Origin of the sequence: Corynebacterium humireducens NBRC 106098 = DSM 45392 (assembly GCF_000819445.1) — a bacterium.
In the GTDB taxonomy this organism is placed as follows: Bacteria; Actinomycetota; Actinomycetes; order Mycobacteriales; family Mycobacteriaceae; genus Corynebacterium; species Corynebacterium humireducens.
In genome coordinates this window covers 2,278,621-2,300,600 of record NZ_CP005286.1, presented here as the reverse complement: position 1 = coordinate 2,300,600, position 21,980 = coordinate 2,278,621, and the positions used below count along the sequence as shown (strand labels likewise).

The following is a 21,980-nucleotide window of genomic DNA, read 5'->3' as shown; positions in this document are numbered from 1 at the left end:
GACCGGGCACGTCGCCCCAGGTAGGCTGGGCCGTATGGGTATCACTTATCGCAAGCGGAAGAAGATCGGCAAGAACTCCTGGATCAACGTCTCGGGATCCGGCGCCTCCGCCTCCACCCGCATCGGCCCGGTGACCATCAACTCCCGGGGCGGCATCTGGGTGAAGCTGCCCGGCGGTCTCAACTACCGCGGCCGCTGGAAGTAGTTACGGGGGTATCCGGGGAGGGGCATCAATCGAGTACGCGCATCCGGCCACCCGATTGATGCCCCAGCTCGAATACCCTCCTAGCGCGGGAGGTGGAACAGCCCCTGCGCGTCCTGCTCCGCCAGCCCGTCCTCCAGCAGGGAGAACAGGGCCCGGGAGCGCTGCGCCGCGTCGGGCCACACCACGTCGATCGCCGACTGCGGCACCGCCGCCTCCGAGCCGCGCAGCACGTCCATGATGAGGCCGCGGACCTGCCGGTCGGTGCCGGTGAACTTCTGCACCCTCTTCTTCGCCAGTTCCTCGGCGCTCGGCGGCGGGGAACCGGCGGCGACCCACGCGCACTCCGTACGCAGGGGGCACGCCCCGCACTCCGGTGACGTCGCCGTGCACACCAGCGCCCCCAGCTCCATGAGCGCCGCCGAGAATCGCGGCCCCCGCCCGTCGTCGGGCAGCAGCTCCGCCACCGCCGCCAACTCGGCCTTCGACGCCGTGCCCGCCAGGAAGCGGCCCTCGACCGCCCGCCGCCAGACCCGCCGCACGTTCGTGTCCACCACGGGCACGTTCCGTCCGTAGGCGAAGCACGCCACCGCCCGCGCCGTGTAGTCGCCGATGCCCGGCAGCTCCAGGAGCGTGTCGACGTCGTCGGGGACGCGGGCGTCGTGAAGCGAGACGATCTGCTGCGCGCACTCCAGCAGCCGCAGCGCCCGCCGCGGGTACCCGAGCTTGCCCCACGCGCGGAGCACGTCCGCGGGGGAGGCCTGCGCGAAGGAGGCCGGGTCGGGCCAGCGTTCCATCCACTCGCGCCACACGGGTTCGACGCGGGCGACGGGGGTCTGCTGGCTCATCACCTCGCTGAGCAGGATCCCCCACGCGGAGGTGCCCGGCTCCCGCCACGCGAGGGGACGTTCATGGAGGTCGAACCAGGGGAGGAGACGCGCGGAGAACATGAGGATCGAGTCTAGGTGCCTCTGACATAGAATTGCCGTCATGCCCATGAAAGATGTCGCCAACAGTCCGCAGGCAGTCTGGGAAGCGCTGAAGGAAGGCAACCAGCGTTTCGTCCTGCACCAGCAGGAGCGTCCCAACCAGGACGTCCTGCGTCGTACCGAACTGCGCCGCGGGCAGAACCCCCGCGCGGTCGTCCTCTCGTGTTCCGACTCGCGCGTTCCCGTCGAGCTGATCTTCGACGTCGGACTCGGTGACCTCTTCGTGGTCCGCACCGCCGGGGAGATCCTCGACCCGGCGGTCCTCGCCTCCATCGAGTACGCGATCAAGAGCCTCGGCGTCGACCTGGTCGTCGTCATGGGGCACGAGTCCTGCGGCGCCGTCGCCGCCACCGCCGAGGCCCTCGACGGCGGCAAGATCCCCAACGGCCTGGAGCGCATCCTCGTGGAGAAGGTCGCCCCGTCGATCCTCGAGGCCCGCGCCCGCGGCCGCAACGACCTGCCCGGGTACGAGCGTCAGCACGTCATCGAGATCGTCATCCAGATCAAGCACCGCCTCTCCGCCCTCCAGGAGCGCATCGCCGACGGCCGCTGCGCCATCGTCGGCCTCCGCTACCTGCTTTCCGACGGCTCCACCCAGCTCGTCATCTCCGACGGCGTCAACTGACCGGCGGGGGGACACGCGGGGGAGCGGGATCCCACCTGCAGTGACGTGCCGCAATTAAAGTGAGGGACGTGACCAACCGCAGCCCCCGCCGACTCCCCGAAGAGATTTACGTCCGCCGCCGCGTCGCCGCGGCCGTGATCATCCTCGTCCTCGTCGGACTGCTGGTGTGGGGCCTCGTGGCCTTCGCCGGCCGCGGCGCGGACGAGACCGAGACCACCGCCGCGGCGTCGACCACGCAGGTGACGACGACGGCGACGTCGGCGACGTCGACAAGCAGGAGCTCGACCCCGACGACCACCGAGGAGGAGACCACCTCCGAGGAGCCCGAGGCAGAGGAGCCGAAGGACTCCTGCGAGCTGTCCGACCTGCGGATCACCGCCTCCTCCGACCGTCCCTCCTACGGGGCGGACGTGCAGCCGACGTTCTACATGACCGTGGAGAACCCCACGAAGGTCGACTGCGAGATCAACCTCGACGACAACCAGCTGCGTTTCGAGGTGTACAACCTGGAGACCAACGAGCGCGTCTGGGCCGACACCGACTGCTACCCGTCCGTCCTCACCGGCGACGAGGTGTTCAAGGCGGAGGACGAGCGCCGCTTCCAGGCCGTCTGGTCCCGCATGGGCTCCCGCCCGGGCCAGTGCAACAACCGCCAGGACGTGGGCACCGGCTCCTTCTACCTGCACGCCGTGATCGGCGACAACCCCTCGGACGCCCACCCCTTCAACCTGGGTTAGGTCAGGCGCGTCAGCCCCTCGTGGACGTGGCGGGCCCACAGGGAACCGACGTTCTCGATGCCCGCCAGATCCTCCTCCGTCGCCGAGAGCAGCGACTGCACGTCGCCGAACGCCGCGATGATCTTGTGCTTCAGGAACATCTGCACGCGGGGCACCCGGCTGAGCACCCGGTAGCCGCGCGGCACGATCCACTGCGTCAGCGACTCCTCCGTCGCCGGCAGCCCCAGGATGCGGGCCACGTTCGCGGGCTTGAGCAGGTCGGCGTCCGCCAGTGCGTCGAGCGCCTCCGTCGCCTCCCGCACGTCCTCGTCGGACGGCGGTCCCTCCGCCACCAGGTAGTCGCGGATGAGCAGGTCGATCTCGCGGTCGTTGTCGCCGCGCAGCTCGGAGAGCTGCAGGTTGAGCTGGCGGCCGTCGGTGCCCAGCTCCAGGACGTTCTGGTCCAGCTCCATGCCGACCCGCTTCACCAGCAGCTCACGCTGCATCACGGCCACGACGTCCGCCACCGTGGCGTAGTTGTTCACCTCCGAGACGAACAGCCGCTGATTCGCGTGGTCCAGGCGCGTGCGGTAGCGCTCCAGCGTGCCCAGCGCCTGGTTCGCGCGCTGCAGGATCGCCGCCGGCGACTCCAGGACGTAGCGGTTGCCCTCGACGTACAGGGTGATGACGTTCATCGACTGGCTCACCGCGATCACCGGGCGGCCCGTCTGCTGCGCGGTGCGTTCCGCGGAGCGGTGCCGGGTGCCGCTTTCCGACGTCGGGTAGGTCGGCGAAGGCACCACCTGCACGTTGGCGCGGCGGATGCGCGTCGCGTCGTTGGAGAGGATCACCGCGCCGTCCATCTTGCACAGCTCCCGCAGCCGGGTCGGGGCGAAGGGGACGTCGAACTCGATGCCACCGTCGCACAGGTCGATGACCTCGGGGCCGTCGCCGATGACGATGAGCGCGCCGGTGCGGCCGCGGACGATCCGGTCGAGGCCGTCGCGGAGTTCCGTGCCCGGGGCGAGATGCTGGAGGGTCTCCCGCAGGGTGGCGGGGACCGGGGTGGTCGCGGGGGTCATGAGGCCCGATTCTACCCGTGGGTCTGCTGGGGCTGGCGGGAATACCCAGGTTAGCGCCGGGGCGCGACCAGCCCGATCGCCTCGCGCAGGGTGGCGGCCTGGGCCACGCGCATCCCGGGGACGTCGGGAAGCTCCCCGGCGGGGACCACCGCGTACTCGTAGCCCAGGCGGGCGGCCTCCGCGAGACGCCGCCCCAGGTTGGGCACGCGCCGCAGCTCACCGGCCAGCCCGACCTCGCCGATGACCACCGTCTTGGGAGGCAGCGGCTGCTGGTGCAGTGAGGACCACGTGGCCAGGGCGACGGCCAGGTCTGTGGCGGTCTCGGTGATGCGGACGCCGCCGACGGTGGCCACGTAGGCGTCCTTCTCGTTGGTGCGCTCCCCGGCGCGGGCCTGCAGCACCGCCAGCACCATCGGGACGCGGTTGGTGTCCAGGCCGGTGACCACGCGCCGCGGGTTCTTCGCCACCGGGTCCACGGTGAGTGACTGGACCTCGGCGAGCAGGGGGCGCACGCCGTCCATCGCCACGGTCACGGCCGAACCGTCGGGGGTCTGCCCCCGGTGGGAGAGGAAGAGCCCCGAGGGGTCCGGGACCTCGCGGATGCCCTCGGCGGTCTGCTCGAAGCAGCCGACCTCGTCGGTCGCGCCGAAACGGTTCTTGATGCCGCGCAGCATACGCAGCGAGGACTGCCGGTCACCCTCGAAGTTGAGCACCACGTCCACCAGGTGCTCGAGCACACGCGGGCCGGCGACGTTGCCGTCCTTGGTCACGTGACCGACCAGCAGGATCGGGATGCCGGACGTCTTCGCCAGGGTGGTCAGCGCGGCGGTCACCGCCCGGGACTGCGCGACGCCGCCGGCCACGCCCTCCACGCCGGGGGCGTGCATCGTCTGCACCGAGTCGATGATGAGCAGCGAGGGCCGGATCTGCTCGACGTGCCCGAAGACGACGTCGAGGTTGGACTCCGCCGCCAGGTAGAGCGTCTCCTTGAGGGCACCGGTGCGTTCGGCGCGGACGCGGACCTGCCCCACGGACTCCTCCGCGGTGACGTAGAGGGCCTTCCGGTCGCCGAGGCCCGCCCAGCGGCTGGCCACCTCCAGCAGCAGCGTCGACTTGCCTACGCCGGGCTCGCCCGCCATCAGCACCACCGACCCCGGCACCACACCCGAGCCGAGGACCCGGTCGAGCTCCCCGATGCCGGAGGGCACGGACGCGGCCGCCGAGCCACTCACCTTCGTGATGGGGGTGGCCGGGGCCGTCGGGGTCAGCCCCGTCGGCACCGCCCCCGACACCGCCGCGACGGCCGAGGCGCCCGCCCCACCGCCCTTCGGCGCCACCGCGGACTCCACGAGGGTGCCCCACGAGCCGCAGTCCGGGCAGCGGCCGAGCCACTTCGCGGCGGAGTATCCGCACTCGGAACAGGTGTGGACGGAACGGGTTTTACGGGCCATGCCGACCACCTAACCACAGGAATGCGCAACGCCCGGTCTCTCGGGGGAGGGACCGGGCGTCGAAAAGCAGGGGGAGGCTAGTTGGAGCCCTCCGGGGCGACCTGGCGCACGTGGGAGCCGGCCGGCAGCTGCGGGGCGGCGATGGCGGCCCAGACCTCGATCTCACCGGAGTCGAAGGTGAAGGTGACCGGGACGTTGCCGCCGACAGCGAAGTTGTCGTTGTCGAGGGAGGTCTCGGTGTACTGGATGCAGCCGATGCCGTCGGCCTGCGGGGTGGCCTTCAGGCGGTCGGCGGAGTCGGCGACCAGGACGCAGTCGCGGGAGAGCGGCTCTGCGTCGATGGAGACGGACTGGCCGTTGACGTCGACAGACTCGAGCGTGTGCTCGGTCATGGAGGTGTCCTGGTTGATGGCGGTGAACTTCAGGGCGGCCTCGCCCTTCTCGTCCAGCACGATGGTGACATCGCGGACAGCCACGGTGCCGTCCTCGCTGTTGCCCTCGGCACCGTTCACGGGCGCCACCTGCGAGGCGGTCTGGGTAACCTGACCTGCGGAGCAGGCGGCGAGTGCCAGCGCAGACAGTGCGGCGGCGGAGATGATGCCGCCGCGACGGGCGGCCGACTTCAGGGACTTCACGGGGGTGTCCTCCATCAGTTCATGGGTCACAATGCTGTTTCAGCAGCTTACCTTAGTCTCTTTGGTGGCGGGGCACACAGTTCCCGGTGATCGGTTGCCGGGAGCGGGGGGAGCCGGGGGCAATCGGGGGTGGCGGACGGACGGGTCCGGCTGCCCGGGAACGTGGTGGTCTGGCGTGGTAGAATGCGTGGTCTAGTGTGCTGCCCGGCACAGGTGCAGCACCTCTTCGCGCAACTTCCGCAACCGCACTGAGAGAGTGCACACAAGGAGTGGGAATGGATTTCAAGGTCGGGGACGTCGTCGTCTACCCGCACCACGGTGCCGCCGTGATCGCCGACATCGAGCATCGCGTGATGGGAGGGGAGGAGCTGGAGTACCTGGTCCTGCAGATCAACCAGTCTGACCTCGTCGTCCGCGTCCCGTCCAAGAATGCGGAGCTGGTCGGCGTCCGTGACGTCGTCGGCGAGGAGGGCCTGCAGAAGGTCTTCGGCGTCCTCCGGGAGACCGACGTCGAGGAGGCCGGCAACTGGTCCCGCCGCTACAAGGCCAACCAGGAGCGTCTGGCCTCCGGCGACGTGAACAAGGTGGCCGAGGTCGTCCGTGACCTGTGGCGCCGTGACCAGGACCGTGGCCTGTCCGCCGGCGAGAAGCGCATGCTGGCCAAGGCCCGGCAGATCCTCGTCGGTGAGCTCGCCCTCGCCGACACCGTCGACGAGGACAAGGCCGACACGTTCCTCGCCGAGGTGGAGAAGCACGTCGAGCCGGACCCGGAGGACACCCCGGACACCGACGACATCGACGTGGACCTCGACGACCTCACGTTCGACGACGAGGACGAGGACTAGACCGGGGGCAGGTCGGCTGTGCGCGTCATCGCCCTCATCGCCGCCGCCGGCCGGGGCACCCGCCTCGGTGCGGCCGTGCCCAAGGCCTTCGTGCGTCTGCGCGGCCGCACCCTCGTGGAGCGTTCCGTCACCGCGATGATCAACTCCGCGGTGGTCGACGAGATCATCGTGCTCGTCAGCCCCGACATGGAGTCCTACGCCCGCGAGGTGCTCGCCACCGCGCAGCTTCTCGACGCCCCCGTCCCCGTCCGCCTCACCCACGGCGGCGGCGAACGCGCCGACAGCGTGTGGGCGGGCCTGCGGACCATCCCCGACGATGAGGCCGTCGTGCTCATCCACGACGCCGCCCGCGCCCTCACCCCGCCCGGCATGATCGCCCGCGTGACGCGCCGGGTCCTGGAGGGGGCACCCGCCGTCATCCCCGTGGTGCCCGTCGCCGACACCATCAAGCAGGTCGACGGGGACGCGGTGACGGGGACGCCGGACCGGGCGTCGCTGCGTGCGGTGCAGACCCCGCAGGGTTTCCTGCTCTCCGGTCTCCGCGCCGCCAACGAGGCCTACTTCGCGTCCCCCGACCCCGGTTTCGTGGCCACCGACGACGCCTCCCTCATGGAGTGGCACGGCGTGCCCGTGGTCACCGTGCAGGGCGACCCCATGGCCTTCAAGGTGACCACCCCCATCGACATGACCCTCGCCCGCACCATCACGGACGAGGCCGAACCGACCATCTTCGAGGTGCCCAGTGAGTGACCCGATCATCCCCCGCGTGGGGATCTCCACCGACGCCCACCAGATCGAGGCGGGCAAGCCCTGCTGGATCGCGGGCCTGCTCTTCGAGGGGGTCGACGGCTGCGAGGGCCACTCCGACGGGGACCTCGTCGCCCATGCGCTTGTCGACGCCCTCCTCTCCGCCGCCGGCCTCGGCGACCTCGGGACCCTGGTCGGCGTGGGGCAGAAGGAGTACGATGGCGTCTCCGGTGCCCGGCTGCTGCGTGAGGCCCGGGCCGCGATCGAGGCGGAGGGCTTCGTGATCGGCAACGCCGCCGCCCAGCTCATCGGCCAGTCCCCGAAGATGGGGCCGCGCCGCGTCGAGGCCGAGCAGGTGCTCTCGGAGATCCTCGGGGCCCCCGTCTCCGTGGCGGCGACCACCACCGACCACATGGGCTTCACCGGCCGCGGGGAGGGCCGTGCCGCCGTCGCCACCGCCGTGGTCTGGCGGGCGTAGCGACATTTAGCTGTCGGAAACAATCCGGCCACAGCTCTGGTGCTGGAGTGACGGGCGGGTTTATACTGGCGACGTCCCCACCTTTCCGGGTGTTACTGACCTGATCAGGCATGACTGGAACTCCGGGCACGTACGACCCTCACGGGTAGGGCCGACGTGCTCAACGCCGACTCACGTGCGAGGAGTGTCCGATGCCCGACGTCCACCCGACCCCCACCGATGCTGCTGCCGAAGGTCTGCGCGTCGTCCGCGTGCTGAGCAACAACGCCGTGCTCGCCCGGACCGCAGCCGAGGCCGACGAGGTGATTCTCGTGGGGCGGGGCATCGGATTCCGACGCCGCCCCGGGGAACTCCTGCCGACGGATGCGGCGGGGCGTCGGTACGTGGAGCTCAGCACCGACCAGGTGCGTTTCCTGCAGTCGATGGACTCCCTCGACCACGCGGCGATGGACGTCATCTCCGCCGCTGTGGACCTGGCGGTGGACCTGCTGGGGGAGCTGCACCCCTCCGTCTACGTCGTGCTCGCCGAGCACCTGTCCTTCGCCGTGCAGCGGGTGGGCCTGGGCGAGACGATCCGCAACTCCCTGCTCGGTGAGATCCGGGCCTCCTTCCCCCTGGAGTTCCGGGCCGCGGAACTCATCGTCGGCTACCTCAACTCGCACCTCGAGGGCGTGAATCTGCCCGTCGACGAGGCCGCCTTCATCGCCCTGCACCTCAACGCTGCCCGGACGGGCGTCACCGTCAAGCAGCCGCTCGCCGCCGCCAACGCCCTCGCCGAACTGGTGCGCACCGTGTGCACGCAGCTCTCCGCGACCACGACCGCCCTGGACGGCGCCCCGGACCGGACGCTGGCCATCGAACTCAACCGCCTCATCCGCCGTGTCGAGTCCGGCGGATTCCGCACCTGCCTCCTGCACCGGGAGATCCACCGCGACCTCCGCCGTGAGTCAGACCTCTCCCGGCAGATCCTCTGCCGCATCCTCGACGTCCCCTCCCTGCCGGACCACGCCACCGGTGAGGCCGCCTTCCTGGCGGTGTTCCTCCACGGCTGGCGGCAGACGGTTCGTCCGAACTGAAAGGTACCGTCATGTCAACAACCATCTCCCCACCGCAGGGGAAGTCCTCCGTGGGCAACACCGTCATGAGCGCCCTGCAGAAGCTGGGCCGCGCACTCATGGGCGCCGTGGCGGTCATGCCGGTCGCCGCGCTGCTCATGGGCATCGGCTACTGGGTCGACCCGGAAGGGTGGGGCGCCGACAACATCATCGCGGCCGTCCTCATCGGCGCCGGCTCCGCCGTGCTGGACAATCTCGGCTGGATCTTCGCCATCGCCATCGCCTTCGGCCTGGCCAAGGACCACAACGGAGCGGCGGCCCTGTCCGGCTGGCTCGGCTTCGCCACGGTGACCAAGCTCCTCAGCGAGAATTCCGTCGCCGGGTACCAGGGCGTCGACCTCGAGGCCCTCGACGGGCAGGCCGCCCTCGACTGGGCCTCCCGGGGCTGGGGCGCCGTCGGCGGCGGCAACGTCCTCATCGGCATCGCGGTGGGCATCCTCGCCGCCTGGGTGTACAACCGCTTCCACGCCACGAAGCTTCCCGACGCACTGGCCTTCTTCTCCGGCCGCCGACTCGTGCCGATCCTCACCGCCGTGCTGTCGATCGTGCTCGCCGGCGTCTTCTACTTCGTCTGGCCCGTGGTCTACAACGCGCTGTTCAACTTCGGCACGTGGATCCAGGGCATGGGGGCGCTGGGCGCCGGTATCTACGGCTTCGCCAATCGCCTGCTCATCCCGACGGGCCTGCACCATGCGCTGAACTCGATCTTCTGGTTCGACATCATCGGCATCAACGACATCGGCAACTTCCTCGGCGGCGGCAAGACCATCGCCGAGGCGGCGGCCGCCACCTCCGCCGCCGACTGCCCCGGCATCTGGGCGGACGGAGTGTGCCAGGTCGAGGGCATCGTCGGCCGCTACCAGGCGGGCTTCTTCCCGGTGATGATGTTCGGTCTGCCGGGAGCCGCCCTGGCCATGTTCCTGCGGGCGGACAAGGGTCGCCGCAAGGTCGTCGGCTCCCTCCTGATGGCCGGTGCCCTGGCCTCCTTCTTCACCGGTGTCACGGAGCCGCTCGAGTTCTCCTTCATGTTCGTCGCCCCGCTGCTCTACGTGGTGCACGCGGTGCTCACGGGCATCTCCGTGGCGGTGGCCGCGACCTTCGAGTGGACCGCCGGTTTCGGCTTCTCCGCGGGCTTCGTCGACATGGCCCTGTCCGCGCGCAACCCGCTGGCGCACCAGTGGTGGATGCTGCTGGTCATGGGCGTGGTGTGGTTCGCCCTGTACTTCGTCATCTTCTACCTGCTCATCGGCTGGCTGAACCTGCGTTCGCCGGGCCGTGGTGAGGATGCCGAGGCCGCCGCGGACGCCGCGGGCGTCGAGAATGCAGGTGACGCGTCCGGCGAGGAAGTCCTGGCACGCCGCATCATCGCCGGGCTCGGCGGGGCCGGGAACATCCACTCGGTCGACTACTGCGCCACCCGCCTGCGCGTCGCCGTCAATGACCACGCGGCCGTCGACGAGTCGCTGATCAAGGGCGACGGCGTGGCCGGCGTCATCCGCCCCTCGCAGCACAACGTGCAGGTGGTGATCGGCCCGCACGTCCAGTTCGTCCACGACGAGGTCACGCGCCAGATGGCGGGGGCCCCGGACAGCGGCGTCGCCGCACGCGGGGAGGTGTAGGACGGTGTTCGGTCTCGGCAGATCCCGGCAGCCGGTGGAAGTGGACCTGCACCCGCCCTTCCCCGGGGAGGTCATCCCCGTGGGGGACGTCCCGGACCCGGTGTTCTCGGCGCGGATGGTCGGCGACGGCTTCGCGGTCGTCCCGCCCGACGACGCCACCCACCTCGACGTCTGCGCGCCCGTCTCGGGTCGCCTGGTCACCCTGTTCACCACGCTGCACGCCTTCGCCGTCGTCAGCGGGGAGGGCCTGGAGGTGCTCGTCCACATCGGCCTCGACACCGTCGAGCTGCAGGGCGCCGGCTTCCGGGCGCTGGTGGAGCAGGGGGCGGAGGTCACCGCCGGTCAGCCGGTCGTGCGTGTCGACGCCACCGCCGTCCGCCAGAGCGGCCGGCCGCTGGTCACCCCGGTGGTGATGACACAGAAGAAGCAGGTGGCGGAGCTGTCCGTGACCCCCGGCCCGGCGGCCCCCGGGGACGTCGTGTGCACGGTGAGGATGACCCCGTGACCGCGCAGACCATCACCGGCACCGTGGTCACCGCGCGCGGTGAGTTCCCCGACCACACCGTGGTCCACCGGGACGGGACCATCACCGGGGTGCGGCCCGCGCAGCCCGGGGAGGTCTCCTCCGGACTGCGGCTCGTGCCCGGCTTCGTCGACGTGCACAACCACGGCGGCCTGCGGGGCTCCTTCCCCGACGGCTCCCTCGAGGAGTGCCGGGCGGCCGCCCGGTTCCACCGCTCCCACGGTACGACGACCCTGGTCGCCAGCCTCGTCTCCGCGCGGGCGGAGCACCTGCTCACCCAGGTGCCCCGGCTGGCGGACCTCGTCGAGGAGGGGGAGATCGCGGGCATCCACCTGGAGGGACCCTTCGTGAACGTCGGCAAGTGCGGGGCCCAGGACCCGGCGGCGATCATCCCCGGGGACCCGGACCTGTTCGCCCGGCTCCTCACCGCCGGGCGCGGGCACGTCCGCTCGATCACCTTCGCCCCGGAGACCGCCCACGTGACGGAGCTGCTGGACCTGTGTGCGGAGCACGGGGTCATCGCCTCCCTCGGGCACACCGAGGCCACCGCGGAACAGACCGCGCAGGTCATCGACGCCGCGGTGGACAAGGGGGTGACCGTCACCGCCACGCACCTGTTCAACGCCATGCCCGCCCTGCACCACCGCTCGCCGGGAGCCGCCGCCGCGCTGATCACGGCCGCCGCCGGGGGACGCGCCCACGTCGAGCTCATCGCCGACGGGGTCCACCTCGCGGACGCGACCGTCGACATGGTCATGGCGGCCGTCGGTGACGCCGCCCTCCTGGTCACCGACGCCATGCAGGCCGCCGGCATGCCGGACGGCGCGTACACCCTGGGCACGCTCGACGTCGAGGTGCAGGCGGGGGTCGCCCGCCTGCGAACCGCCGACGGCAGCCCTGGGGCCATCGCCGGCGGAACCAGCACCCTCGCCGGGCAGGTCGCCCGCCACCTCCACCGGGGCGTGCCGCTGCCCCGGCTGGTGGCCGCCAGCGCCACGACGCCCGCGCGCATACTCGGGAGGGCGGACCACCTCGGCGACATCCGGCCGGGCCTCCGCGCCGATGTCGTCGGCATCGACGAGACGGGTGCTGTGCGCCACGTCATTTCACGAGGACATACCATTGAACCCAGCTGACGCATCCACCCAAGGAATCGACATGGACATTCTCATCCGCTCCACCCCGGACGGGGTCTCCCTCGCCGCGGCGGACATTCTCGCCGACTACGCACGCCGGGGAGCCACGCTCGGCCTGGCCACCGGCTCCACCCCTCTCGGCACCTACCGCGAGCTCATCCGCCGGTACCAGGCAGGGGAGGTCAGCTTCGCCGACTGCACCGCCTTCCTCCTCGACGAGTACGTCGGCCTCGCCCCCGAGCACGAGCAGAGCTACCACCACACGATCCGGCACGAGTTCACCAGCCACGTCGACTTCGACGACGCCCGCGTGTTCAGCCCGGACGGCACCGCCGACAACCCGTGGGCCGCCGCCGCGGAGTACGAGCAGGCGATCATCGACAGCGGCGGGGTGGACATCCAGCTGCTGGGCATCGGCACGAACGGACACATCGGATTCAACGAACCCGGTGCGGCCCTCGACGGTCCGACGCACGTGGACACCCTCCACCCGCAGACCATCTCCGACAACTCCCGCTTCTTCGACAGCGCCGCGGACGTGCCGATCCACGTGCTCACCCAGGGCCTGGGGACCATCAAGCGCGCCGGGCACCTGCTCATGCTGGCCACCGGCGAGGGCAAGGCCACGGCCGTCGCCGCCCTCGCGGAGGGTCCCCTGACCACGATGTGCCCCGCCTCGGTGCTGCAGTCGCACCCGCGGGTGACGGTCATCGTCGACGAGGCGGCGGGGTCGAAGCTGCACAACATCGACTACCACCGCTTCGTCGAGGCCAACGCGCTGCCCCGCTGAGGTGACCGGGGGCTCGTCTAGGATGGTGAGTTGTGACTCTCCGTATCTTTGACACCGCCACCCGGTCGCTGCGCGACTTCCAGCCCGTGAGGGAAGGCCACGCCTCGATCTACCTGTGTGGTGCGACGCCGCAGTCCCAGCCGCACATCGGTCACGTCCGCTCGGGGGTGGCCTTCGACATCCTGCGCCGTTGGCTGCTGGCCAAGGGCCTGGACGTCGCCTTCGTGCGGAACGTCACCGACATCGACGACAAGATCCTCACCAAGGCCGCCGAGCACGACCGCCCCTGGTGGGAGTGGGCGTCCACCCATGAACGCGCCTTCACCTGGGCGTACGACCAGCTCGGCGTGCTGCCTCCCTCCGTGGAGCCCCGCGCCACCGGCCACGTCACCCAGATGATCACCTACATGCAGCGCCTCATGGACAACGGCTACGCCTACGAGGCCGACGGGTCCGTCTACTTCGACGTCGCCGCGTGGGTCGCCGCGGAGGGCTCCGACTACGGCTCCCTCTCCGGCAACCGCGTGGAGGAGATGGAGCAGGGGGAGACCGACAACGTCGGCAAGCGTTCGCCGCAGGACTTCGCCCTGTGGAAGGCCGCCAAGCCCGGCGAGCCCTCCTGGCCCACCCCGTGGGGCGAGGGCCGTCCCGGCTGGCACCTCGAGTGCTCCGCCATGGCGACCTGGTACCTCGGCGACACCTTCGACATCCACGGCGGCGGCCTCGACCTGCAGTTCCCGCACCACGAGAACGAGATCGCCCAGGCGCATGCCGCGGGCGACCGTTTCGCCAACTACTGGATGCACAACCACTGGGTCACCATGGCCGGCGAGAAGATGAGCAAGTCGCTGGGCAACGTGCTGTCCGTCCCGCACATCCTCACCATGGTCCGCCCCGTCGAACTGCGTTACTACCTGGGCTCCGCGCACTACCGCAGCGTGCTGGAGTACTCTGAGGCAGCACTCCAGGAAGCCGCCGCCGGCTACCGGCGCATCGAGGACTTCCTCCGGCGCGTCGGTCCCGTCGACGTCGGCGAGTGGACCCCCGCCTTCGAGGAGGCCATGGACGACGACATCTCCGTCCCCCGTGCCCTCGCCGAGATCCACAACGCTGTCCGCGCCGGCAACACCGCCCTCGCCTCCGGCTCCCTTGACGACGCCGCCACCATCGCCGCCTCAGTCCGCGCCATGACCGCGGTCCTCGGCGTGGATCCGCAGGATGAGGCGTGGGCGGAGGGGGCGTCGACAAGCGACGGTGCCCTCCAGGCACTCGACGTCCTCGTCGACGCCGAACTGGAACGCCGCACCACCGCCCGGGCCGAGAAGGACTGGGCCACCGCCGACGCCGTCCGCGATCGCCTGATCGCCGCCGGCATCGACGTCACCGACACCCCCGACGGCCCGCAGTGGTCGCTGAAGAATTAGGAAGTACACATGAGCAGCCAGGGACGACCCGGGGCACGACGCACCAACAAGAAGGGCGCCACCAAGGGCTCCGGCGGCCAGATCCGCCGCGGCCTCAAGGGCAAGGGCCCCACCCCCAAGGCCGAGGACCGCGAGTACCACGCCGCCTACAAGCGCAAGCGCGCCGCCGAACGCCGCGCCTCCGGACGCCACGTCCAGGAGAACCCCTACGAACTCGTCGTCGGCCGTAACCCCGTCATCGAGTGCCTCCACGCCAAGGTGCCGGGCTCCGCGCTGTACGTCGCCGCAGGCACGGGTGCCGACGACCGCCTCACCGAGGCCGTCACCATGGCCACCACCCGCGGCATCCCGATCCACGAGGTCCCGCGCTTCGAGCTCGACAAGATGACCGGCAACGGCCTGCACCAGGGCATCGGCCTGCAGATCCCGCCGTACAAGTACACCGACGTGCACACCCTCATGGGCAACGTCGCCGATACCGGGGAACCCGGCATGTTCGTCGTGCTCGACAACATCACCGACCCCCGCAACCTCGGCGCTGTCATCCGCTCCGTCGCCGCCTTCGGCGGACACGGCGTGGTCATCCCGGAGCGTCGTTCCGCCGCCGTCACCGGCGTCACCTGGCGCACCTCCGCGGGCACCGCCGCCCGCCTGCCCGTCGCCCGGGAGACCAACCTGACCCGCGCGATCAAGGAGTTCCAGAAGAACGGCTACCAGGTCGTCGGCCTCGACGCGGGTGGCGAGCACACCCTCGACACCTACGACGGCGGCACCGACCCCGTCGTCATCGTCGTCGGCTCCGAGGGCAAGGGCATCTCCCGCCTGGTCCGCGAGAACTGTGACGTCATCATGTCCGTCCCCATGGCCGGCTGGGTCGAGTCGCTCAACGCCTCCGTCGCCGCGGGCGTCGTCCTATCAGAGTTCGCCCGTCAGCGCCGGGCGGCGCAGAAGTAGGTCACCCGTGCCTGTGGAGTGAGGGGGTTTATCCACAGGCCCCGTGGTCCGCGTGTCGACGTGTGCCCGTCGGGGGTTTAGCGTGCGGGGCATGAACCTGATGTCGGCGTTTGAGGCCCTGCGTGCCATGCCGGTGCTGGAGGCACTGACGGCCGGCACGGTGGATGTCGCTGCGCTGTCCGAGTTGGGGTTCAGGGATGCGGGTGCCTGGCAGAAACTCGCCGGGATCTACTTCGGTCCCACCCGCCACCGGAAGCTGCAACGTGCTGCTAGGTCGGCGGCCGAAGGGTTGTCTCTGGATGCTCTGGGGGTGGTGGAGAAGAACACCCGCCGCCTCCTGTCGGGTGCCGCGGTCACCCCCTGGGAACTGCGTGTCGAGTTGTGTGCCCTGCGGGGGACGGTTGCCGAGATTGATCAGGCGGCTGCGGCCCGGGTGCGAGCCTACAACCGGGGTGTGGAGGACGCGGAGAAGAAGGCCTACGGGGGCAGGTCGCTCAAGGGTGGGAAGAACACCGACGCCCGGGGACTGCGGACTGCGACGTTCACCGGCCCGGAACACCTTATGGCCGCTTTCCTCGGGGATCTGCACACCCGGGCCCAGGAACTACGACGAGCTGATCCACGGTTGTCGTATGAGCAGGCGATGTTCGACGCCCTGCTGGCCGGCGGGACAGGGGTGTCCGGTCCGGTCACCCCGGTCCCGCATGTGGTCATCGGGTTACCGGATTATGCGAAGCTGTTGCGGCAGGAGGGGGATGAGACGATCTTCGCCCTCACCGACGGCACCACGATTACCGGGGCGGAGTTGGTGGCCCGGGAGATGGCCACCGTGGGGGTGGTGGGCCTGTACGACCCGATCTCTGGTGGGGTGAACATGTACCGGGAGGAGCGTGTCGCCACCTGGAAGCAGCGGATGCTGCTGGCAGCGGAGACGATCCTGTGCCCGCACCCGGGGTGTACGACCCCGGCGAGTCAGTGCCAGGTGCATCACCTGACAGCGTGGGAGCAGGGTGGGGAGACCAACATCGAGAACCTGTCGATGGCGTGCGCGGTACATAACGCGCGCAATGACGATGATCCGAATGCCCCACCCCGGAATGGACGCCTGGAGCGCCAACCGGGTGGGGTGGTGCATCTGCCGCCGGACGGTGGGCCACCACGGAGCAACATTCACCCGATACGGCAGTTGTCCGCCATGGCGTTGATCAACAAGTGAGGTAGGTCAGAAGCCGAAGAAGTCCGCGACGACGTCCGCGGCGACCGGGGCGTCGTCGTCGGCACGAGATGCCCCATGCCCTCGATGCTCCACAGCTCGACGGGCGCCGCACCGTCCCACCGGTCGACAAGTACGCCGGGGGACGGTGAATACTGCGTGTGCGCGTCCGCGCCGAGCCCGTTGGCCTGCGCGAAATACTCTGCGGAGGCACGCGCGGAGATGAGCTCGCCGCGGGTGTGGGCGGGGTCGAGGCCGGCGACGCCGCCGTCGTACTTCACGATGTGGTCGGCCGTGCCGTGGATCGCCAGGTAGGGCGTCGGGACGAGGGCGGAACCCAGGTCCGGGAGGCGGTTGTTCTCGGCGGGCATGGTCGCGGCGAAGGTGGCGGCGCCGGTGAGGAGGCCGGGGGCGTCGTGAAGCAGGCGCATGACCATCTGACCACCGTTGGAGTAGCCGCAGGCGTGGACGGACTCCACGCCGAGCCAGTCGACGATCGCGCGGGTGAAGCCGACGTCGTCGACCCCGAGCTGGCGGGTCCGCTCACGCAGGGCGAGGCGGGTGTCGTTGAAGTGGCGGTCGACGCCGTCGGGGTAGACGAGGCGGACGCCGCGGGCGGCGGCCATGTCGTCGAAGGTGCGGCCGGTGAAGTTGCGGGCGACGTTGCCGCTCTGCAGTGAGCCGTGGAAGTACAGCAGCACCGGGGCGTCGGCCGGCAGGTCACCGGGGGTGACGACGACGACGTCCGGTCCCGTCCCCCGTGGCGGAGAGTGACGCGTTCGGAGTTGTACTGGTCGGGGTTTCTCACGTCGGACAGTGTAACCGGATAGATTTGGGGCATGGTCAAACGTGCCCGGACGCTGGCGTCGTTGGCGGCGGAACTCGGAGTCTCGCGGACCACCGTGTCCAACGCCTACAACCAGCCGGATCAGCTGTCGGCGGAGCTGCGGGAACGCATCCTCCGGGCGGCCGCCGAACGCGGCTACCCGGGCCCCGACCCGATGGCGCGTTCGCTGCGCACCCGCCGGGCCGGGTCGATCGGGGTGCTGCTCACGGAGCACCTGTCGTACGCCTTCGAGGACGCGGCGTCGGTGGATTTCCTGGCGGGCATGGCGGAGGCGACGTCGGGCACGGAGTCCTCCCTGACGCTCATCCCGGCGGGCCCCTCCGAGCAGGACGCGTCGGCCCTGGTGGGGCGGGCGGTCGTCGACGGGATCGTCGTGTACTCCGTGGCGGAGGGGGATCCGCACCTGGCGGCGGCGCGTGCCCGCGGCATCCCGCTGGTGGTGTGCGACCAGCCGAAGGGGCTGCCCCTGCCGTTCGTCGGCATCGACGACCGGGAGGCGATCAAGCCGGCGGCCCGCGCGCTTCTCGACGCCGGCCACACCCGCATCGGCATCCTCGCCATCCGTCTGGAGCGGACACGGCGGGACGGGCACGTCGACACGCGGACGCTGCCCACGGCGGCGCTGCACGTGCAGCGGGCCCGCGTCCTCGGCGCCCTGGAGGAGTTGGCCGGCGTCGGCGACGTCCCGGTGGTCACCCGGCACATCAACGACCACGCCAACTGCCTGTCCGCGGCGGAGGAGCTGCTGACCTCCCACCCGGAGCTCACGGCGGTCCTGTGCACGACGGACTCCATGGCGCTCGGCGTCCTGGAGTACGCCGCGGCCCACGGCATCGCGGTCCCGGAGGACCTGTCGGTGACCGGGTTCGACGGCATCCGCACCGCCCTGCTTCGTGGGCTGACGACCGTCGTGCAGCCGAACAAGGAGAAGGGCCGGGCGGCGGGCCGTCTCCTGCTGGAGCTTATCGACGCCCCACCCACCGGGGACGTCCCCCGGGAGATCCTGGGGACGACCTTCCACGCGGGGTCGACGGTCAGCGCACCTCGCGCCCGACGTACGCCATGAGCTGCTCGCCCGGGGAGGCGTCCGCCGGGGGAGTGAGGGGCGGACCGAACTGACCGGTCTCCTGGAGTGCCCCGCCGAGGGACTGCAGGCCGGCGAGGTTGCGGGCGGCGTAGTCGGGGTCGAGGGTCACGTCGTGGCCCTGCGAGCGGGCGAGGTCCCAGGTGTGCATGAAGATGTCCGGCAGCAGGAAGGCGGTGGTGGCCTGCGTGACGGTGCTGCCCTCGTCGGGGCCGGAGTGGAAGGTGGCGGTGGCGCGTTCGTCGTGGAGCAGTTCCCGGACGGCGGCGACGAAGCTGAACCACCGGGTGGTGGGGGTGTCGCCGGTGACCTCGAGGTCGATGTCGGCGTTGCGCAGGTTGGCCGGGTACCAGGTGAGCAGGTGGTTGACGATGTCGCTGGCCGCCCAGCCCTCGCACGGCGTCGCGGCGTCCCAGTCGGTGACGCGCAGCACCTCGGCGGTGAAACCGGCGGCGACGGCCTCGAAACGGCCCACGACGTCGCGGGGGATGCCGAGGTGGGCGGAGCGGGCGTCGGCAAGCCGGGTGAGCAGGTCGGCGACCGCGGGGATGTCGGCGACCCTCTCTGCGGCGGCGGTCTCGCCCGCGCCGACCTTCACGGAGACGTCGCCGGGGCGGAGGATGCGGAAGCCGTCCTCGTCGGTGGTGTCGTCGCCGATGAACACGGCGACGTCGGGGGACACGCGGTTGATCTCCGCGGCCAGCCAGGTGCCCTTCGTCACGTCGGAGACCGAGAACTCCACGATGTTCTTGCCGCGGGAGACGCGGGCGCCGGGGGCGTCGATGAGCAGGGCCTTCTCGAGGATCGCGTCGGCGGTGGCCTGGTCCGTCGCGGCGATCGGCGCCGTGTGGACGACCCGCTGGAAGGGCTTGCGCTCGACGTGCACGAGGGGGTGCCGGAACACCAGCGCCTCATCGAGGTGGGCCAGCGCCTCCTCCTGCGCAGGGGTGAGCGTGACGCCGTGCTCCGCGGACTCCGAGCCGTGGGAACCGGCGAAGACGACCGGCGGCTGCAGGTGGCAGACCTGCCGCAGCCCTGCGAGGTGCCGGCCGGAGAGTACTGCGACGTGCGTGTCGGGCAGCCCGGCGAGGCGGGTGAGGGCGGCCAGGGCGTCGGCGTTGACGGGCACGCCGTAGATGTCGGTGCTCAGTCCGGCGAGGGTGCCGTCGAAGTCGGTGACGACCAGCAGCCGGTCGGCCTCGACGAGGCGGGCGAGGGAGGCAGGGGAGAGGCTCATAGGCCCACTCTAGATCCTCTAGATCGCGGCCAGCCCGATCGCGGGACGGTCCACGGCGTCGACGCGCAACGTCAGGGTGAGTTCGCGTTCGGCGTGCCGTAGGTCGAACTCGGCACCCGGCGCCAGCAGCTCCCGGAGCTGCTCGTGGGTGTGCAGGGCGGGGCAGTCGTCGGCGGCGGTGTCGCCCTCGATGTGGTCGATGCGCAGGGTGTCGGCGTCCTCGGTGCGGGCGGGCTCCCCGGCGCGCGTGAAGGTGACCGTGCCCTGGATCGGTGCGCAGCCGGTGTGCCCCGACAGGGACTGCTCGCCGAAGGCCAGCCGCGCCAGGCCCGCCGACTGCGGCGGCAGGGCCGAGGGCTCACCGGGGGTGGTCCAGATGTCGGTGACCTGCCACGACGAGCCCGCGACGTCGGCGGTGGGGTCCGGGGCGCAGGCCACGAGGAGCGCGCCGGCGGCCAGCGCCACGACGGCCCGCCTCACCGGTGCTCCCCCAGGGCGCTGAGGAAGGCCTCGGCCCAGCGGTCGACGTCGTACTCGGAGACCTGCGCGTGCATCGCCAGCATCCGCTCCCGCATGACGTCGGGGGCGCCCTGCACGGCGGTGAGCAGGGCCCGCTTGATCGACTCCATGTCGAAGGGGTTGCACAGGTTCGCCTGGTGCAGCTCGACGGCGGCGCCGGCGAACTCGGAGAGCACCAGCGCCCCCGAGCCGTCGGGGTGGCAGGCGACGTACTCCTTGGCCACCAGGTTCATGCCGTCCTTGAAGGGGGTGACGAGCATGACGTCGGCCGCCTCGTAGAAGGTGCGCAGCTGACTCTTCGGCAGCGACTGGTGGAGGTAGTGCACGACCGGCCGGCCCATCGACCCGAAGCGGCCGTTGATGCGGCCGACGGCCTCCTCGACCTGGGAGCGGGCGACCTGGTACTGGTCGATGCGCTCCCGGGAGGGGGTGGCGATCTGCAGCAGCACGGCCCCCTCCAGGGCCCCCGCCTCCAGCAGCTCCTCGAAGGCGAGCAGCCGTTGGAGGATGCCCTTGGTGTAGTCGAGGCGGTCGACGCCGAGGATCACCGTCTGCGGGTCCCCGAGCTCCGCACGCAGCTTCTCGACGCCCCCCGGCGTTCCCTCCCCCAACGAGTCCACGTCGATGGAGATGGGGAAGGCGCCGACGGCGACGGAGCGGCCGTCGTGGGTGGTGACGTGGGCGTCGGTACGCCTCGTGGCGGCGGTGCCGGAGACGGTGAGTCCCTCGGTGCCGGCGCACAGGTCGAGGAAGTTGCGGGCGTTGGACTCGAGGTGGAAACCGATGAGGTCCGCGCCGAGCAGGCCGCGGATGATCTCCTCGCGCCACGGCAGCTGCCGGAACAGGTCGGCTCCGGGGAAGGGGATGTGCAGGAAGAAGCCGATCCGCAGGTCGGGGCGCAGCTGCCGGAGGATGCCCGGCACGAGCTGCAGCTGGTAGTCCTGCACCCAGACGGTGGCGCCCTCGGCGGCGACCTCCGCGACCTCCTGCGCGAACAGCAGGTTCACGTCGCGGTAGCGGGCCCACCACTCCCGGTGGTACTCGGGCGTGACGATGAGGTCGTGGTACAGCGGCCACAGGGAGGCGTTGGAGAAGCCCTCGTAGAAGCCCTCGAAGTCCCCCTGGGTGAGGCGGACGGGGTGGAGGAGCACGCCGGCGTCGGTACGGAAGGGCTCGGGGGCCTCGTCGGGCACGCCCGGCCACCCCACCCAGCAGCCCTGCTGGTGCTCGAGCACCGGCGAGAGTGCGGCGACGAGCCCGCCGGGGCTGGGGGTCCAGGTGCGGGTGCCGTCGGGGGCGGTGTGGAGGTCGACCGGCAGGCGGTTGGCCACGACCACGAAGCTGTTGTCGCCGCTCATGGGCGCTTAGGCCTTCTTGACCGTCTTCTTGGTGGTCTTCTTCGCCGTCGTCTTCTTGGTGGTCTTCTTGACCGTCTTCTTGGTGGTCTTCTTGGTGGTCTTCTTCGTGGCCTTGCGGGTGCGCTTCGCCGGGGTCGGCTCGGCCTCCTCCAGCTCGGCGGCCAGCTTCGAGTAGACGAGGCCCTTCGGCTCCACGCCGAGCATGCACATCAGGGTCACACCGTCCATGAAATCCTGCGCGTACGTGGCGACGATGCGCCGGGCGGAGGCGGCGGTCTCCTCCTCCACGGCATGCAGGGCCTCGGGAGTCGGGCGGGTGTCAGTGACCTTCGGCGGCACGGATCCTCCTGTAAAAGTGGTGGTCAGGGCACAGTAGAAGCACCATTCTACG

General features: G+C 70.7%; 24 protein-coding genes. 15 read left to right on the top strand and 9 right to left on the bottom strand.

Features of this window, described 5'->3' with window-relative positions:
* The first annotated feature begins 34 nt into the window (after positions 1 to 34).
* The gene (locus B842_RS13510) at positions 35 to 205 is read left to right on the top strand and encodes a DUF4236 domain-containing protein (RefSeq protein WP_082028445.1); all 171 of its coding nucleotides are present in this window, start codon (positions 35 to 37) and stop codon (positions 203 to 205) included.
* An 80-nt stretch (positions 206 to 285) separates the two neighbouring features.
* On the opposite strand, the gene B842_RS11355 is transcribed toward B842_RS13510, so the two are convergent.
* On the bottom strand, positions 286 to 1,152 hold the full coding sequence (locus B842_RS11355; RefSeq protein WP_040086759.1) for an HhH-GPD family protein: 867 nt from the start codon (positions 1,150 to 1,152) through the stop codon (positions 286 to 288).
* A 40-nt stretch (positions 1,153 to 1,192) separates the two neighbouring features.
* On the opposite strand from B842_RS11355, the gene B842_RS11350 reads away from it, so the two are divergent.
* Together B842_RS11350 and B842_RS11345 are read left to right on the top strand one after the other, a co-directional pair.
* On the top strand, positions 1,193 to 1,816 hold the full coding sequence (locus B842_RS11350) for a carbonic anhydrase (RefSeq protein ID WP_040086758.1): 624 nt from the start codon (positions 1,193 to 1,195) through the stop codon (positions 1,814 to 1,816).
* 68 nt (positions 1,817 to 1,884) lie between these two features.
* A complete protein-coding gene (locus tag B842_RS11345; protein WP_040086756.1) occupies positions 1,885 to 2,553 on the top strand; it encodes a hypothetical protein in 669 nt (222 codons plus the stop codon).
* Here B842_RS11345 and disA read toward each other — a convergent pair.
* The 3 genes from disA to B842_RS11330 form a co-directional block, all read right to left on the bottom strand.
* Complete coding sequence (disA, locus tag B842_RS11340) at positions 2,550 to 3,614, bottom strand: DNA integrity scanning diadenylate cyclase DisA (RefSeq protein ID WP_040086755.1); 1,065 nt, start codon at positions 3,612 to 3,614, stop codon at positions 2,550 to 2,552. The genes B842_RS11345 and disA overlap by 4 nt on opposite strands.
* 50 nt (positions 3,615 to 3,664) lie before the next feature.
* Positions 3,665 to 5,065: a DNA repair protein RadA gene (gene radA, locus B842_RS11335; protein WP_040086754.1), complete on the bottom strand. Its 1,401-nt coding sequence runs from the start codon at positions 5,063 to 5,065 to the stop codon at positions 3,665 to 3,667.
* 77 nt (positions 5,066 to 5,142) lie between these two features.
* The gene (locus B842_RS11330; RefSeq protein ID WP_040086753.1) at positions 5,143 to 5,715 is read right to left on the bottom strand and encodes a hypothetical protein; all 573 of its coding nucleotides are present in this window, start codon (positions 5,713 to 5,715) and stop codon (positions 5,143 to 5,145) included.
* A 260-nt stretch (positions 5,716 to 5,975) separates the two neighbouring features.
* Between B842_RS11330 and B842_RS11325 the strand changes: the two genes are divergently transcribed.
* From B842_RS11325 to B842_RS11275, 11 genes are all read left to right on the top strand, one after another.
* Positions 5,976 to 6,545, top strand: coding sequence for a CarD family transcriptional regulator (locus B842_RS11325; RefSeq protein ID WP_040086752.1), 570 nt, complete (start codon positions 5,976 to 5,978; stop codon positions 6,543 to 6,545).
* An 18-nt stretch (positions 6,546 to 6,563) separates the two neighbouring features.
* Entirely contained in the window at positions 6,564 to 7,295 is a 732-nt protein-coding gene (gene ispD, locus B842_RS11320; protein WP_040086751.1) for a 2-C-methyl-D-erythritol 4-phosphate cytidylyltransferase, read from the top strand.
* Complete coding sequence (gene ispF, locus B842_RS11315; RefSeq protein ID WP_040086750.1) at positions 7,288 to 7,770, top strand: 2-C-methyl-D-erythritol 2,4-cyclodiphosphate synthase; 483 nt, start codon at positions 7,288 to 7,290, stop codon at positions 7,768 to 7,770. Before ispD ends, ispF begins: the two co-directional genes overlap by 8 nt.
* Before the next feature lie 191 nt (positions 7,771 to 7,961).
* Positions 7,962 to 8,846, top strand: coding sequence for a PRD domain-containing protein (locus B842_RS11310; protein ID WP_052437907.1), 885 nt, complete (start codon positions 7,962 to 7,964; stop codon positions 8,844 to 8,846).
* A gap of 11 nt (positions 8,847 to 8,857) precedes the next feature.
* Positions 8,858 to 10,504: an N-acetylglucosamine-specific PTS transporter subunit IIBC gene (gene nagE, locus B842_RS11305; RefSeq protein WP_052437906.1), complete on the top strand. Its 1,647-nt coding sequence runs from the start codon at positions 8,858 to 8,860 to the stop codon at positions 10,502 to 10,504.
* 40 nt (positions 10,505 to 10,544) lie between these two features.
* Positions 10,545 to 11,009, top strand: a complete 465-nt coding sequence (locus B842_RS11300) for a PTS sugar transporter subunit IIA (RefSeq protein WP_169744863.1) — start codon at positions 10,545 to 10,547, stop codon at positions 11,007 to 11,009.
* Positions 11,006 to 12,163 (top strand): N-acetylglucosamine-6-phosphate deacetylase, encoded by a 1,158-nt coding sequence (locus B842_RS11295; RefSeq protein ID WP_040086747.1) that lies wholly within the window; start codon positions 11,006 to 11,008, stop codon positions 12,161 to 12,163. The genes B842_RS11300 and B842_RS11295 overlap by 4 nt, the downstream gene beginning before the upstream one ends.
* Positions 12,164 to 12,185: 22 nt before the next feature.
* A complete protein-coding gene (nagB, locus tag B842_RS11290; RefSeq protein ID WP_040086745.1) occupies positions 12,186 to 12,953 on the top strand; it encodes a glucosamine-6-phosphate deaminase in 768 nt (255 codons plus the stop codon).
* Positions 12,954 to 12,985: 32 nt separating this feature from the next.
* Positions 12,986 to 14,377, top strand: coding sequence for a cysteine--tRNA ligase (gene cysS, locus B842_RS11285; RefSeq protein WP_040086743.1), 1,392 nt, complete (start codon positions 12,986 to 12,988; stop codon positions 14,375 to 14,377).
* Positions 14,378 to 14,386: 9 nt separating this feature from the next.
* Positions 14,387 to 15,331: a 23S rRNA (guanosine(2251)-2'-O)-methyltransferase RlmB gene (gene rlmB / locus B842_RS11280; RefSeq protein WP_040086742.1), complete on the top strand. Its 945-nt coding sequence runs from the start codon at positions 14,387 to 14,389 to the stop codon at positions 15,329 to 15,331.
* A 91-nt stretch (positions 15,332 to 15,422) separates the two neighbouring features.
* Complete coding sequence (locus tag B842_RS11275) at positions 15,423 to 16,547, top strand: HNH endonuclease signature motif containing protein (RefSeq protein ID WP_156119511.1); 1,125 nt, start codon at positions 15,423 to 15,425, stop codon at positions 16,545 to 16,547.
* On the opposite strand, the gene B842_RS11270 is transcribed toward B842_RS11275, so the two are convergent.
* On the bottom strand, positions 16,502 to 17,245 hold the full coding sequence (locus B842_RS11270; RefSeq protein WP_052437904.1) for a CE1 family esterase: 744 nt from the start codon (positions 17,243 to 17,245) through the stop codon (positions 16,502 to 16,504). The two genes, B842_RS11275 and B842_RS11270, sit on opposite strands and share 46 nt — an antisense overlap.
* A gap of 138 nt (positions 17,246 to 17,383) precedes the next feature.
* On the opposite strand from B842_RS11270, the gene B842_RS11265 reads away from it, so the two are divergent.
* Positions 17,384 to 18,457 (top strand): LacI family DNA-binding transcriptional regulator, encoded by a 1,074-nt coding sequence (locus tag B842_RS11265; RefSeq protein ID WP_040086740.1) that lies wholly within the window; start codon positions 17,384 to 17,386, stop codon positions 18,455 to 18,457.
* Here B842_RS11265 and otsB read toward each other — a convergent pair.
* The 4 genes from otsB to B842_RS11245 are packed head-to-tail and all read right to left on the bottom strand — an operon-like array spanning position 18,426 to position 21,928.
* Positions 18,426 to 19,712 carry a trehalose-phosphatase gene (gene otsB / locus B842_RS14010; protein WP_245631316.1) on the bottom strand — a complete coding sequence of 429 codons (1,287 nt, stop codon included), beginning with the start codon at positions 19,710 to 19,712 and terminating at the stop codon, positions 18,426 to 18,428. The genes B842_RS11265 and otsB overlap by 32 nt on opposite strands.
* A gap of 18 nt (positions 19,713 to 19,730) precedes the next feature.
* The gene (locus B842_RS11255; RefSeq protein WP_052437903.1) at positions 19,731 to 20,192 is read right to left on the bottom strand and encodes an META domain-containing protein; all 462 of its coding nucleotides are present in this window, start codon (positions 20,190 to 20,192) and stop codon (positions 19,731 to 19,733) included.
* Positions 20,189 to 21,589, bottom strand: a complete 1,401-nt coding sequence (locus B842_RS11250) for an alpha,alpha-trehalose-phosphate synthase (UDP-forming) (RefSeq protein WP_040086739.1) — start codon at positions 21,587 to 21,589, stop codon at positions 20,189 to 20,191. The genes B842_RS11255 and B842_RS11250 overlap by 4 nt, the downstream gene beginning before the upstream one ends.
* 6 nt (positions 21,590 to 21,595) lie before the next feature.
* Entirely contained in the window at positions 21,596 to 21,928 is a 333-nt protein-coding gene (locus tag B842_RS11245) for a hypothetical protein (protein ID WP_040086737.1), read from the bottom strand.
* Positions 21,929 to 21,980: the final 52 nt, after the last annotated feature.